Origin of the sequence: Pseudoxanthomonas mexicana, assembly GCF_046736355.1 — a bacterium.
GTDB lineage: Bacteria > Pseudomonadota > Gammaproteobacteria > Xanthomonadales > Xanthomonadaceae > Pseudoxanthomonas_A > Pseudoxanthomonas_A mexicana_B.
Genome location: NZ_CP157201.1, coordinates 2,046,973 through 2,060,613, shown reverse-complemented (window position 1 = coordinate 2,060,613; position 13,641 = coordinate 2,046,973). Strand labels below are relative to the sequence as shown.

The 13,641-nt window shown below is 69.4% G+C and carries 13 protein-coding genes; all 13 read left to right on the top strand.

Annotation, left to right across the window (positions count from 1 at the left end; genetic code table 11):
- The first annotated feature begins 162 nt into the window (after positions 1 to 162).
- The 13 genes from AAG688_RS09445 (at position 163) to AAG688_RS09385 (ending at position 13,640) form a co-directional block, all read left to right on the top strand.
- Complete coding sequence (locus AAG688_RS09445; RefSeq protein WP_411834973.1) at positions 163 to 2,190, top strand: TonB-dependent copper receptor; 2,028 nt, start codon at positions 163 to 165, stop codon at positions 2,188 to 2,190.
- A gap of 87 nt (positions 2,191 to 2,277) precedes the next feature.
- The gene (locus tag AAG688_RS09440; RefSeq protein ID WP_411832011.1) at positions 2,278 to 3,525 is read left to right on the top strand and encodes a hypothetical protein; all 1,248 of its coding nucleotides are present in this window, start codon (positions 2,278 to 2,280) and stop codon (positions 3,523 to 3,525) included.
- 231 nt (positions 3,526 to 3,756) lie between these two features.
- Positions 3,757 to 4,329 (top strand): molybdenum cofactor guanylyltransferase, encoded by a 573-nt coding sequence (locus AAG688_RS09435; protein WP_411832010.1) that lies wholly within the window; start codon positions 3,757 to 3,759, stop codon positions 4,327 to 4,329.
- On the top strand, positions 4,326 to 4,691 hold the full coding sequence (locus AAG688_RS09430; RefSeq protein ID WP_411832009.1) for a hypothetical protein: 366 nt from the start codon (positions 4,326 to 4,328) through the stop codon (positions 4,689 to 4,691). Before AAG688_RS09435 ends, AAG688_RS09430 begins: the two co-directional genes overlap by 4 nt.
- Positions 4,692 to 4,784: 93 nt before the next feature.
- Positions 4,785 to 4,949, top strand: a complete 165-nt coding sequence (gene napE / locus AAG688_RS09425) for a periplasmic nitrate reductase, NapE protein (protein WP_411832008.1) — start codon at positions 4,785 to 4,787, stop codon at positions 4,947 to 4,949.
- A 55-nt stretch (positions 4,950 to 5,004) separates the two neighbouring features.
- Positions 5,005 to 5,310 (top strand): chaperone NapD, encoded by a 306-nt coding sequence (locus AAG688_RS09420; RefSeq protein WP_411832007.1) that lies wholly within the window; start codon positions 5,005 to 5,007, stop codon positions 5,308 to 5,310.
- Positions 5,307 to 7,799, top strand: a complete 2,493-nt coding sequence (gene napA, locus AAG688_RS09415) for a periplasmic nitrate reductase subunit alpha (protein ID WP_411832005.1) — start codon at positions 5,307 to 5,309, stop codon at positions 7,797 to 7,799. The genes AAG688_RS09420 and napA overlap by 4 nt, the downstream gene beginning before the upstream one ends.
- Positions 7,800 to 7,809: 10 nt before the next feature.
- Positions 7,810 to 8,373, top strand: coding sequence for a nitrate reductase cytochrome c-type subunit (locus AAG688_RS09410; protein WP_411832004.1), 564 nt, complete (start codon positions 7,810 to 7,812; stop codon positions 8,371 to 8,373).
- Positions 8,374 to 8,391: 18 nt separating this feature from the next.
- Positions 8,392 to 8,976: a NapC/NirT family cytochrome c gene (locus tag AAG688_RS09405; RefSeq protein ID WP_411832003.1), complete on the top strand. Its 585-nt coding sequence runs from the start codon at positions 8,392 to 8,394 to the stop codon at positions 8,974 to 8,976.
- 133 nt (positions 8,977 to 9,109) lie between these two features.
- On the top strand, positions 9,110 to 9,625 hold the full coding sequence (gene fabA, locus AAG688_RS09400; protein WP_411832002.1) for a 3-hydroxyacyl-[acyl-carrier-protein] dehydratase FabA: 516 nt from the start codon (positions 9,110 to 9,112) through the stop codon (positions 9,623 to 9,625).
- A gap of 2 nt (positions 9,626 to 9,627) precedes the next feature.
- Positions 9,628 to 10,836, top strand: a complete 1,209-nt coding sequence (fabB, locus tag AAG688_RS09395) for a beta-ketoacyl-ACP synthase I (protein ID WP_411832001.1) — start codon at positions 9,628 to 9,630, stop codon at positions 10,834 to 10,836.
- A gap of 214 nt (positions 10,837 to 11,050) precedes the next feature.
- Complete coding sequence (locus AAG688_RS09390; RefSeq protein ID WP_411834971.1) at positions 11,051 to 12,538, top strand: UbiD family decarboxylase; 1,488 nt, start codon at positions 11,051 to 11,053, stop codon at positions 12,536 to 12,538.
- A 103-nt stretch (positions 12,539 to 12,641) separates the two neighbouring features.
- Positions 12,642 to 13,640: a peptidase U32 family protein gene (locus AAG688_RS09385; protein WP_411832000.1), complete on the top strand. Its 999-nt coding sequence runs from the start codon at positions 12,642 to 12,644 to the stop codon at positions 13,638 to 13,640.
- The last annotated feature ends 1 nt before the right edge of the window (position 13,641 follow it).

The window sequence follows — 13,641 nt, the reverse complement described above, 5'->3', positions numbered from 1 at the left end:
AGCATGAAAAACACGTTTCCCCGCGCCGCGCGCGGGTCGAAAATCGACCTGCACAAATCGATGAGGTCGCATGTCATGGAAAGCAGGATGCAAAGAAGGATGTTGAGCGTGGCGCTGGCCGCCGCGCTGTTCTCCACCGGCACGGCGGCCGCGCACGACGGCATGCAGCATGCGGCACACACGGCACACGCGACGCCGGTGACGCCAGCGACGCAGGCGGCGGACACGGTGACGATGGACCGGCTGATCGTGATCGGCGTGGCGCCGAGCATGGCGACCACCTTCGTCACCGACCCGCGGCTGCCGCGCCAGCCGGTGCCGGCCAGCGACGGCGCCGACTACCTGAAGACCGTGCCGGGCTTCTCGACGCTGCGCAGCGGCGGCACCAACGGCGACCCGGTGCTGCGCGGCATGTTCGGCTCGCGCATCAACCTGTTGACCAACGACGGCGCGATGATCGGCGCCTGCCCGTCGCGGATGGACAACGCGCTGTCCTACATCGCGCCGGAGACCTACGATCGCCTGACCGTCATCAAGGGGCCGCAGACGGTGCTGTGGGGGCCGGGCGCCTCGGCCGGCACGGTGCGCTTCGAGCGCGAGATCCCGTACTTCGACCAGCCCGGCGTGCGTGCCAGCGGCAGCCTGCTGGGCGGCAGCCGCGGCCGCAACGACCAGGTGCTGGACCTGTCCGCCGGCAATCCCACCGGCTACGCGCGGCTGTCGGCCAACCGTTCCGAATCCGACGACTACCACGACGGCGACGGCAAGGCCGTGCCTTCGGCATGGGACAAGTGGAACGCCGACGCCGCCTTCGGCTGGACCCCGGACGCGGACAGCGTGCTGGAGTTCAGCGCCGGCACCGGCGATGCGCAGGCGCGCTACGCCGGCCGCGGCATGGACGGGTCCAAGTTCGATCGCACCAGCTACGGCCTGCGCTACGAGAAGCGCGCCTTCGACGGCGCGATCGATTCGCTGGTCGCCAACGTCTTCTACAACGACGTCGACCACGTGATGGACAACTACACGCTGCGCACGCCGGACCCGTCCGGCGCCATGCCGATGCCGATGGCCAGCAACGTCGGCCAGCGCAGCACCGGCGGCCGCGCCGCGATCACCTGGCACAACGGCCGGCTGGAGACCACCGCCGGCCTCGACCACCGCGCCAGCCGCCACCAGCGCCGCAGCGCCAGCGGGCGCGACGCCTACCTGCAGGTGCCGTGGACGGTCGATGCGCGCGCGCGCAACACCGGCGTGTTCACCGAGTCGCACTGGCACATCAGCGACGTGCATCACCTGATGGGCGGCCTGCGCTTCGACCGCGCCGAGGCCGAGGACCTGCGCGCCACCACCAGCGGCATGATGCCGATGCCCAATCCCACCGCCGGCGTCACCCGGCGCGAGACGCTGCCTTCCGGATTCGTGCGCTACGAGCAGGAATTGGCCGAGGTGCCGATGAACTGGTACGCCGGCATCGGCCATACCCGGCGCATGCCCGACTACTGGGAACTGTTCTCGCCCAACCGCGGCCCGGACGGCGCGCCCAACGCCTTCGCCGGCGTGCGCCCCGAGCGCACCACCCAGCTCGACGCCGGCCTGCACTACCGCGGCAGGCGCGTCGATGCGTGGGCGTCGGTGTACGCCGGGCGCATGCAGGACTACATCCTGTTCGACTACCTGGGCGGCGGCATGATGGGCAGCACCACCCGCGCCCGCAACGTCGATGCCGACATCCGCGGCGGCGAGGCCGGCGTGGAATGGAAGCTGGCCGATCACTGGAAGCTCGGCGGCACCCTGGCCTACGCCTGGGGCGAGGTTTCCTCCACCGGCACCGCGCTGCCGCAGATGCCGCCGCTGGAAGCCAAGTTCTCCGCGGCCTATGACAACCGCCGCTGGTCGATGGGCGCGCTGCTGCGGGTGGCCTCGTCGCAGGATCGGGTCAGCACCGGGCAGGGCAACGTGGTCGGGCGCGATCTCGGCCCCAGCCCCGGCTTCGCGGTGTTCTCGGTCAACGGCGGCTACCGCTTCAACGATCGCGTGCAGCTGGCCGCCGGCGTCGACAACCTGTTCGACCGCACCTACAGCGAGCACCTCAACCTGGGCGGCAACAGCGCCTTCGGCTATCCGTCGATGCCGGTGCGCATCCACGAGCCGGGACGCACGCTCTGGATGAAGCTCAACTTCAAGTATTGAGCGCAGCGCGCTTCCTCCCATCCGGGCGGGAATGCGGATGGGGGGGCAGGGCGCACGCCGTCACCCCTCACCCACTGGAGAATCCCGATGCAAGCACCCCTCAACCGCTGGCTGGCGTTGCCGTTGCTGGCGGTTTCCGTCCCCGCGCTGGCCGACGCGTCCTTCCGCGATCTGTTCGAGCAGGGCAAGCCCGTGCTCGACCTGCGCTACCGCCATGAAAGCGTCAGCCAGGACAACGCGCTGCGCGATGCCGGCGCGCACACGCTGCGCACCCGCCTGGGCTTCCAGAGCGGGCGCTGGCACGGCTTTTCCGGCCTGCTGGAAATCGACAACGTCAGCCACCTGGGCGGCGACGGCTTCAACGACACCCGCAACGGCCGCACCACCCATGCGGTGGTCGCCGATCCGGACGGCACCGAGATCAACCAGGCCTCGCTGCGCTTCGACGGTGCGCGCGGCAGCGCCACCCTGGGCCGCCAGCGCATCAACCTGGACAACCAGCGCTTCGTCGGCGGCGTGGCCTGGCGGCAGAACGAGCAGACCTACGACGGCGCGTCGCTGCAGTTCAAGCCGCGCGAGGGCACCAGCGTCGGCTACGCGTGGCTGGACAACGTCAACACCGTGTTCGGCCCGGCCGACGGCGCGCGCGCCAATGCCGCCAACCGCGCCGACATCGACGGCGACAGCCACCTGTTCAACCTGCGCCACGCGTTCTCGCCGGCGCTGGCGGTGACCGCCTACCATTACCGGCTGGACCTGGAGAACGTCGCGGTGGCCGCCAACGCGCCGCTGGGCACGCTGTCCAGCCGCACCAGCGGCGTCCGCGCCGACGGCGCGCGCGGCGCCTTCGGCTACGCGCTGGAATACGCCCGCCAGCGCGACCTGGCCGGCAACCCGTGGACGCTGGACAGCGAATACTCGCTGGCCGAACTGGGCTACCGCGTGCGCGGCGTGCAGTTCAAGCTGGGGCAGGAGACGCTGGGCGCGGGCCCGGCAGGCCCGGGCAACCGCGCCTTCCAGACCCCGCTGGCGACCAAGCACCTGTTCCAGGGCTGGGCCGACGTGTTCCTGACCACGCCGGCCGATGGCCTGGTGGATCGCTACGTCGGCGCGATCATGCCGCTGGCCGGCGGCACCGCGCAGGCGTGGTACCACGACTTCTCCGCCGATCGCGGCGGCGGCTACGGTCGCGAATTCGACCTGTCCTACGCGCATCCGATCCCCGGCGTGAAGGGACTGTCGGCGCTGGTCAAGTACGCGCGCTACGACTCGGACGACCGCGCGCGCAGCGTGGATACCGAGAAGTTCTGGCTGCAGTTGCAGTACAGCCGCTAGGCAAGCTCCTTGCCCGTCATCCCCGCCTGCACGGGGATGACGGCAGGATAGGTTGTCCGAATCATTTCCGGCGTGCGAGAGCGGTGCCGGCGATTCGCGGCAAGGCATGGCAAGATTCCCACGGGCCGGCGCGGCGCGATTCCCGGCGAGTGCGGACAGTGAGGAGCGACAACATGCCGGCCATCGCATCGAGGATGTCGGGTATCCCGTTCGCGGACGGAGCGCGAAACGATGGATAGCGCCACGCCTTTGCCGGTGCCGGCGCCCTGGACCGGCGTGCTGCTGGCCGGCGGGCGCTCCTCGCGCATGGGCCAGGACAAGGCGCGGCTGGTATGGCGCGGCATGCCGCTGATCGAACACATGCGCGCGCTGCTGCTGGAGGCCGGCGCGGCGCGGGTGGCGATCAGTGGTTGCTATCCGGAGTACGGCGCGGTGCCCGACGCGGTGCCGGCACTGGGACCGCTGGGCGGGCTGCACAGCCTGGCCGCCACCGAGCCTGACGGCACCTGGCTGGTCGTGCCGGTGGACATGCCGCGGCTCGCGGCTTCGACGCTGCACCGCCTGCTGGCAGCGCCCGCGGCGGCCTGCGCCTGCTACCACGGGCGGCCGCTGCCGATGCGCCTGCAACTGGACGCGGACAGCCGGCGCACGCTGGCCGCGCTGGCTTCCGCGTCCGGGCGCGGGCGTTCGCTGCGCGCGCTGCACGCGGCCCTGGGCGGCATCGAACTGGCGATCGGGGCGGGCGACGAGGATGGCCTGGCCAACGTCAACACGCCGGAACAATGGCAGGAGCTGATCAAGTGAAATTGCAGATACAGCAGCAGACCCTGCGCTTCCGCATCGACGAGGCCGAACTGGCCGGACTGCTCGACGGCGGCACGATCGAGAACGCCACCCGCCTGGGCGCGGACACGATCTTCCGGCAATCGATCGCGCTGGCCGATGCAGGACGCGCGCTGTTCGACTGCCAGCCATCGCACTGGCGGCTGCAACTGCCGCGCGCGCAGGTGATCGAACATGCGCGTCGCCTGCCTTGCCGCGAGGGCCTCGTGTTCGCCTGGCCCGATGCGGCCGGCGACGGCGCGCAGGCAGGGATGCTGCAACTGGTCTTCGAGGTGGACGTGCGCGACAGCACGCGCAAGCGCATTCGCGGCACTGCAACATAGCGGGCGCCCGCATCCGTTCGTCACCGCGTGTTCGCATGAACATGCAAAAGCCTGTGCTAGTCTCCGGCCCCGTGAGCGAGCCAGGTGCGCAGCATGCAACAACCCAGTGACGCTATCGCGGTCAAGCGGCAGGAACGTTTCGCCTTCCTGCTGCTGACGGTGGTGATCTTCCCGCTGGCCACGGTGCTGATCGTGGCCGGTTACGGTTTCCTGGTGTGGATATGGCAGATGTTCGCCGGTCCGCCTTCGGGGACATGAGGATGATGGCCGGTTCCGTCATCATCCATCGGCAGTTGCGGGCGGGGGCGGGCTGATGGCCGAGTCTCCCGGCCGCGAGCTGCACATCGCCAGCTTCATCGTGCAGCACCAGCCGCAGGCGGCCGACGCGCTGGCCGCCGCGGTGCTGGCAGGCGAGGGACTGGAAATCGCCATCCCCGGCCAGACCCGCAGCATCGTGCTGTGCGAGTCGGACGATCAGCACGCGCTGCTCGAACACGTCGAGACGCTGCGCAACGTGGCCGGCGTGCTCAACGTCGCCCTGGTCTACCACCACGCGGAAGCGCGGGCGTCGCTGGACGCGCCGCTGGCGCCGGCCGCAGTCAACGGAGCACAACGATGACCACACGCAGGGAGTTCGTCCGCAACAGCGCAATCGCCACGGCCGCGGCCGCGGCGGGCATCGCCTTGCCCGGCGGCGGCAGCAACCTCGTCACCGAGGGCGACCTGACCAGGCTGAAGTGGGACAAGGCGCCGTGCCGCTATTGCGGCACCGGCTGCGGGGTCAACGTCGCGGTCAAGGACGGCCGCGTGGTCGCCACCCACGGCGACGTCCACGCCGAGGTCAACCGCGGCCTCAACTGCGTCAAGGGCTATTTCCTGTCCAAGGTGCTGTATGGCGCCGATCGCCTGACCATGCCGCTGCTGCGCAAGAAGAACGGCGCCTACGCCAAGGACGGCGACTTCGAGGAGGTGAGCTGGGACGAGGCCTTCGACGTGATGGCCGATAAGTTCAAGGCGGTACTCAAGGCCAAGGGCGGCGACGGCATCGGCATGTTCGGCTCCGGCCAGTGGACCGTCTTCGAGGGCTATGCGGCCAACAAGCTGATGAAGGCCGGCTTCCGCAGCAACCACATCGATCCCAATGCGCGCCACTGCATGGCCTCGGCGGTGATGGGCTTCATGCGCACCTTCGGCATGGACGAGCCGATGGGCTGCTACGACGACATCGAGGCGGCCGACGCGTTCGTGCTGTGGGGCTCGAACATGGCCGAGATGCACCCGATCCTGTGGACCCGGGTCACCGACCGGCGGCTGTCCAACCCGCACGTCAAGGTGGCGGTGCTGTCCACGTTCGAGCACCGCAGCTACGAGCTGGCCGACATCCCGATCATCTTCAAGCCGCATTCGGACCTGGTGATCCTCAACTACATCGCCAACCACATCATCAGGACCGGCCGGGTCAACAGGGACTTCGTCGACAGGCACACCACCTTCAAGCGCGGCAACGACGACATCGGCTATGGCCTGCGCCCGGAGCATCCGCTGGAGGTCAAGGCGAAGAACGCCAAGGACGCCGGCGGCGGCCAGCCGATCGATTTCGACGAGTTCGCCCGCTTCGTCGCGCCGTACACGCTGGAGAAGGCCGTCGAGATGACCGGCGCCGAGCCAGGCTGGCTGGAGAAGCTGGCCGAGCTGTATGCCGACCCCAAGACCAAGGTGATGTCGTTCTGGACGATGGGCTTCAACCAGCACACGCGCGGGGTGTGGGCCAACAACATGGTCTACAACATCCACCTGCTGACCGGCAAGATTTCGACGCCGGGCAACAGCCCGTTCTCGCTGACCGGACAACCCTCGGCCTGCGGCACCGCGCGCGAGGTCGGCACCTTCAGCCACCGGCTGCCGGCCGACATGCTGGTGGCCAACCCCGAGCACCGCCACCATGCCGAGGAGATCTGGAAGGTCCCGCACGGCGTGATCAATCCCAAGCCCGGCTACCACGCGGTCGAGCAGAACCGCGCGCTGAAGGACGGCAAGCTCAATGCCTACTGGGTGCAGGTCAACAACAACATGCAGGCCGCGCCCAACCTGCGCGAGGAAACCTGGCCCGGCTACCGCAACCCGGACAACTTCATCGTGGTGTCCGACGCCTATCCCACGGTCACCTGCCAGGCCGCCGACCTGATCCTGCCCACGGCGATGTGGGTGGAGAAGGAGGGCGCCTACGGCAATGCCGAGCGCCGCACCCAGTTCTGGCACCAGCTGGTGAAGGCGCCGGGGCAGGCGCGCTCGGACCTGTGGCAGTTGATGGAGTTCTCCCGGCGCTTCACCACCGACGAGTGCTGGCCGGCGGAACTGCTGGCAAAGAATCCGCAGTACAGGGGCAAGACGCTGTTCGAGGTGCTGTTCGCCAACGGCAAGGTGGATCGCTTCCCGCTGACGGACATCGAGCAGGGCTATGCCAACGAGGAATCGGACGCGTTCGGCTTCTACGTGCAGAAGGGCCTGTTCGAGGAATATGCCGAGTTCGGCCGCGGCCACGCGCACGATCTGGCGCCGTTCGACACCTACCACCGCGAGCGCGGCCTGCGCTGGCCGGTGGTCGATGGCAAGGAGACGCGCTGGCGCTACCGCGAGGGCGCCGACCCCTACGTCAAGAAGGGCGCCGGCTTCGAGTTCTACGGCAACAAGGACGGGCGCGCGGTGATCTGGGCGCTGCCCTACGAACCGCCGGCCGAATCGCCGGACGCCGAGTACGATCTGTGGCTGGTCACCGGGCGCGTGCTCGAGCACTGGCACTCCGGTTCGATGACCATGCGCATCCCCGAACTGTACAAGGCGTTCCCGGCGGCGGTGGTGTTCATGAACCCGGACGACGCGCGCGCGCGCGGGCTCAAGCGCGGCGACCAGGTCTCGGTGGTCTCGCGCCGCGGCGACATGCTCTCGCGGGTGGAGACCCGCGGCCGCAACCGCATGCCGCCCGGCGTCATCTTCGTGCCGTGGTTCGACGCCGGCCAGCTGATCAACAAGGTCACCCTGGACGCGACCGATCCGATATCCAAGCAGACCGACTACAAGAAGTGCGCGGTCAAGGTACTGCCTGCCTAGGAGAGCCATCATGCGCAACAAATCCCTGTTGATTGCGATCCTGGCCGGCGTGGTGCTGGTGCTGGCGGTGTTCGCGCTGGGCTGGCGGTTCGGCACCGCCACCGGCGGGAGGGCGGTGCCGGAGCCGGCCGATGTCCCGGCCACCGCCGCGACAACGCCGCCGCCGCTCGATGCCCTGCTCGACAAGCAGATCGACGCGATCCGCCGCGGCGTGCCGGTGGACCAGGAAGGCGATCCGCCGCCGATGGCGCGGGTCGAGAACGCCGACCTGGTGCGCGCACGCGCCTACCCGATGCAGCCGCCGACCATCCCGCACACCATCGACGGCTACCAGGTCGACAAGAACAGCAACCGCTGCATGCTCTGCCACGCGCGCAGCAACGCGGCCACCTTCCAGGCGCCGCCGGTCAGCGTGACCCACTACATGGACCGCGACGACCAGTTCCTCGCCACCATCTCGCCGCGCCGCTACTTCTGCAGCCAGTGCCACGTCGTGCAGACCGATGCGCAGCCGCTGGTGGCCAACACCTTCGAGGACATCGACACCGTGCTGTCCCACAGCGGGAGCCAATGAGCCATGTGGAAGCGCACGATGCAACGCGTCAAGCCGATCTGGCGCACGCTGCGATCGCCCAGCGTGCACTACAGCCTGGGCTTCCTCACCGTGGCCGGCTTCATCGCCGGGATCCTGTTCTGGGGCGGCTTCAACACCGCGCTGGAGGCGACCAACACCGAGACCTTCTGCACCAGCTGCCACGAGATGGAGGCCAACGTGTTCGAGGAGCTCAAGCCGACCATCCACTACAGCAACCGCTCCGGCGTACGCGCCACCTGCCCGGACTGCCACGTGCCGCACAACTGGACCGACAAGATCGCGCGCAAGATGCAGGCGTCGAAGGAGGTCTGGGGCAAGATCTTCGGCACCATCAGCACGCGCGAGAAGTTCCTCGACAAGCGGCTGGAACTGGCGATGCACGAGTGGGATCGGCTCAAGGCCAACGACTCGCTGGAATGCCGCAACTGCCACGACTACACCTCGATGGACCTGACCCGGCAGGGGTCGCGCGCCGCGCAGGTCCACAAGCTGTGGCTGGGCACCGGCAAGAAGACCTGCATCGACTGCCACAAGGGCGTGGCGCACCGCCTGCCGGACATGACCGGCATCCCGCAGGGTTGAATGCGCGAAACGTACGCATGCGTAGGTGCCTGTTGCCTACGCCTGCGTACGGAAAACGCGTTGATGAAGATCAAGGCTGCGCGGCGATTGCATGACAAAATGGGCGTTTCTCCCCCCGTCCGGAACTTTCCCGATGAGCCTGCCTTCCTCGTTCGACCGTGAGCAACTGTTGCAATGCGCGCGCGGCGAACTGTTCGGTCCCGGCAACGCGCGCCTGCCCGCGCCGCCGATGCTGATGTTCGATCGCATCACCCACATCGCCACCGAGGGCGGCCAGTACGGCAAGGGCGTGATCCGCGCCGAGCTCGACATCCGCCCGGACCTGTGGTTCTTCGCCTGCCATTTCGAAGGCGATCCGGTGATGCCGGGCTGCCTGGGCCTGGACGCGATGTGGCAGCTGGCCGGCTTCTACCTGCCCTGGCTGGGCGAGCGCGGCCGCGGCCGCGCGCTCGGCGTGGGCGAGGTCAAGTTCACCGGCCAGATCCTGCCGGACGCCAGCCTGGTGAGCTACGAGATCGACATCCGCCGGGTCATCCGCGGCAAGCTCAACATGGTGCTGGCCGACGGCCGCACGCGGGTCGACGGGCGCGAGATCTACACCGCCAAGGATCTGCGCGTGGGCCTGTTCGCCTCGACCGAGGGCTTCTGAAGATGCGCCGCGTCGTCGTCACCGGAATGGGGATCGTGTCCTGCCTGGGCAACGATCCCGACAGCGTCTCGGCCGCGTTGCGCGAGGGCAGGGCGGGCATCACCCACGTGCCGCAGTACGCCGAGATGGGATTGCGCAGCCAGGTCGCCGGCGTGCCGGTCATCGACCTGGAGGCCGAGATCGATCGCAAGCAGCGCCGCTTCATGGGCGACGCCGCCGCCTACGCGCACGTCGCCACCCGCGAGGCGATCGCCGACGCGGGGCTGACGCCGGAACAGGTCAGCCACGTCCGCACCGGCGTGATCGCCGGCTCCGGCGGCGGTTCGCCGGAATGGCAGATCGAGACCGCCGACCTGATGCGCGCGCGCGGGGTGCGCAAGATCGGCCCGTACATGGTGCCCAAGACGATGGCCTCGACGGTGTCGGCCTCGCTGGCGACCTCGTATTCGATCAAGGGCGTGAGCTATTCGCTGTCGGCCGCGTGCGCGACTTCGGCGCACTGCATCGGCGCGGCGGCGGACCTGATCCGCGCCGGCCGCCAGGACGTCGTGCTGGCCGGCGGCGGCGAGGAACTGCACTGGGGCATGACCTGCCAGTTCGACGCGATGGGCGCGCTGTCCACCCACTACAACGAGACCCCGGCCTCGGCCTCGCGGCCCTACGACGCCGGCCGCGACGGCTTCGTCATCGCCGGCGGCGGCGGCATGCTGGTGCTGGAGGACCTGGAGCACGCCCGCGCGCGCGGCGCGCGCATCCATGCCGAGTTGATCGGCTACGGCGCCACCTCCGACGGCGCCGAGATGGTCGCGCCGTCCGGCGAGGGCGCGGTGCGCTGCATGCGGCAGGCGCTGGAAGGGGTCGATGCGCGCATCGACTACCTCAACACCCACGCTACCGCCACGCCGCTGGGCGACGTGGTCGAGCTGGAAGCGGTGCGCGAGGTGTTCGGCAATGCGGTGCCGCCGATTTCCTCGACCAAGGCGCTGTCCGGCCACTCGCTGGGCGCGGCCAGCGTGCACGAGGCGATCTACTGCCTGCTGATGATGCGCGACGGCTTCATCGCCGGCTCGGCCAACATCGACCAGATCGACGAGCGCGCCGCCGGCTACCCGATCGTGCGCGCCAGTCGCGAGGCGCGGCTGGACACGGTGATGTCCAACAGCTTCGGCTTCGGCGGCAACAACGCCGCGCTGGTGTTCGCGCGGTTGTGACGTTCCGCCCCGCCTCCCTCGCCGAGGGCGGGGGAGGCGGATTGCCTGCGCTACGCGCCGCTTCGCCACCGTGCGCGGATGGCGCGGCAAATCCTTTCCGCCACGCGCTTGATCTGGATCAACACGGCCCCGCGGCCTCGCGCATAGCCTGCCGTCTTCCCCGCCGCCCGCATCGCCGATGCGGCAGCGGCGCATCGCGGACGACGACGGGCGCATGGCGTTTCACGATCTCAGACAATTCCTTCAACGCCTGGCCGAGCAGGATCAACTGCTCAGCATCGACGCGCCGGTGGATCCGGAACTGGAGAGCACGGCGCTGAGCCTGCGCGCACTGCGCGCGGAAGGGCCGGCGCTGCTGATGAACAATCCGGCAGGCTCGGAACACCCGCTGCTCGGCAACCTGTTCGGCCATCGCCGCCGCATCGAGCTGGCGCTGGGCGGCCGGCCGCTGGCATCGCTGCGCGAACTGGGCGAGCTGCTGGCCGCGGTGAAGGAACCGCGCTGGCCGTCGGGCCTGCGCGAGGCGCTGGGCAGCTGGCCGGAACTGGCCCAGCTCGCGCACGTGGCGCCGCGGCAGGTCGGCGAGGCCGCGTTCTGCGAGCAGGTGCTGGAGAAGGATGAGATCGATCTGCGCCGGCTGCCGATCCAGCGCTGCTGGCCGGAGGATATCGATCGCCTGATCACCTTCGGCCTGGTGATCACCCGCGGCACCCGCCAACCGCGGCAGAACGTGGCCATCTACCGCCAGCAGCCGATCGGGCGCAACCGCGTGATCATGCGCTGGCTGCCGCACCGCGGCGGCGCGCTCGACTATGCGAGCTGGCAGGCCGCGCATCCGGATCGGCCGTTCCCGGTGCTGGTGGCGATCGGCGCGGATCCGGCGACCATGCTGGCGGCGGTGGCGCCGGTGCCCGATACGCTGTCCGAGTACGAGTTCGCCGGCCTGCTGCGCGGCGCGCGCACGCGCCTGTGGCGCAGCGAGCTGACCGGGCTGGACGCGCCGGCCGGCGCGGAGATCCTGCTGGAGGGCTTCATCCATCCCGGCGACACCGCGCTGGAAGGCCCGTTCGGCGATCACACCGGCTACTACAACGCGCAGGGCACCTTCCCGGTGCTGACCATCGAGCGCATGCGCCTGCGCCGCGACGCCATCTACCACGGCAGCTACATGGGCCGCGCGCCGTTCGACGAGCCCTCGGTGCTGTCGATGGCGCTGAACGACGTGTTCGTGCCGATCCTGCGCAAGGTGTTCCCCGAGATCGTCGATTTCTACCTGCCGCCGGAGGCCTGCTCCTACCGGGTGGCGGTGGTCAGCATCCGCAAGCAGTACCCGGGCCATGCGCGCCGCGTGATGATGGGGGTGTGGTCGTACCTGCGCCAGTTCACCTATACCAAGTTCGTGATCGTCACCGACGAGGACATCGACGTGCGCGACTGGGCGCAGGTGATCTGGGCGGTGTCCACGCGGGTGGACCCGGCGCGCGACAGCATGCTGGTGGAGAACACGCCGATCGACTACCTGGATTTCGCCAGCCCGGTGTCGGGGCTGGGATCCAAGCTGGGACTGGACGCCACCCGCAAGTGGGCCGGCGAGAGCGACCGCGAATGGGGCCGGCCCATCACCCTGGATCCGAAGGTCGAACTGCGCGTCGAGGCGCTGTGGACGCAACTGATGAAGGCGCATGCCGACGAAGCGGGGTAGGGGCCACCCGGCGATGCTGTCTCCGGAGCCGAGAGCAGCGGAGCAAGCTCCGCTCTACAAAGGCGGCGAATGGACCTGAAAGATTCGATCGAGGTGATGAACCATGCAACTTGTATGTCCCGCCGGTAACCTGCCCGCGCTGCGCACGGCCATCGACGCCGGTGCCGACGCGGTCTACGCGGGTTTCCGCGACCAGACCAATGCGCGCGCGTTTCCCGGATTGAACTTCGACGACGGCGAGATCCGCGACGGCGTGGCCTACGCGCATGCGCGCGGCCGCAAGGTCTACATGGCGCTCAACACCTACCCGGACAGCGCGCGGCTGGCGCACTGGCACCGGGCGGTGGACCTGGCCGCCGAGCTCGGCGCCGACGCCATCATCGCCGCCGAGATGGGCGTGCTGGACTACGCCTGCCGCACCCATCCGACGCTGGCGCGGCACCTGTCGGTGCAGGGTTCGGCCACCACCGCGCCGGCGCTGCGCTACGCCTACGAGCGCTTCGGCATCAGCCGCGCGGTATTGCCGCGGGTGCTGTCGATCCAGCAGGTCGAGCGTTTGTGCCAGTCCGCGCCGGTGCCGCTGGAGGTGTTCGCCTTCGGCAGCCTGTGCATCATGGTCGAGGGCCGCTGCCAGCTGTCCAGCTACGTCACCGGCGTGTCGCCCAACCGGCACGGCGTGTGCTCGCCGGCCAGCTTCGTGCGCTGGGAGGAACACCCGCAGCAGGAGCGCAGCGTGCGCCTGAACGGCATGCTGATCGATCGCTTCGCCAAGAGCGAACCGGCCGGCTACCCGACCGTGTGCAAGGGCCGCTACGACGTCGGCGGCGAGATCTTCCACGCGCTGGAGGAGCCGACCAGCCTCAACACGATGGACCTGCTGCCGCGGCTGGCGCAGGCCGGCGTGGCCGCCCTGAAGATCGAGGGCCGCCAGCGCGGCTCGGCCTACGTGGGCGCGGTCACGCGCGCCTGGCGCGAGGCCATCGATCGCCATGCCGCCGCACCGGAGGGATGGAAGACCGAGGAGTCGTGGCGCAAGGCGCTGGCCGCGCACGCCGAAGGCCAGCAGACCACGCTCGGCCCCTACCACCGCGCCTGGCATTGAA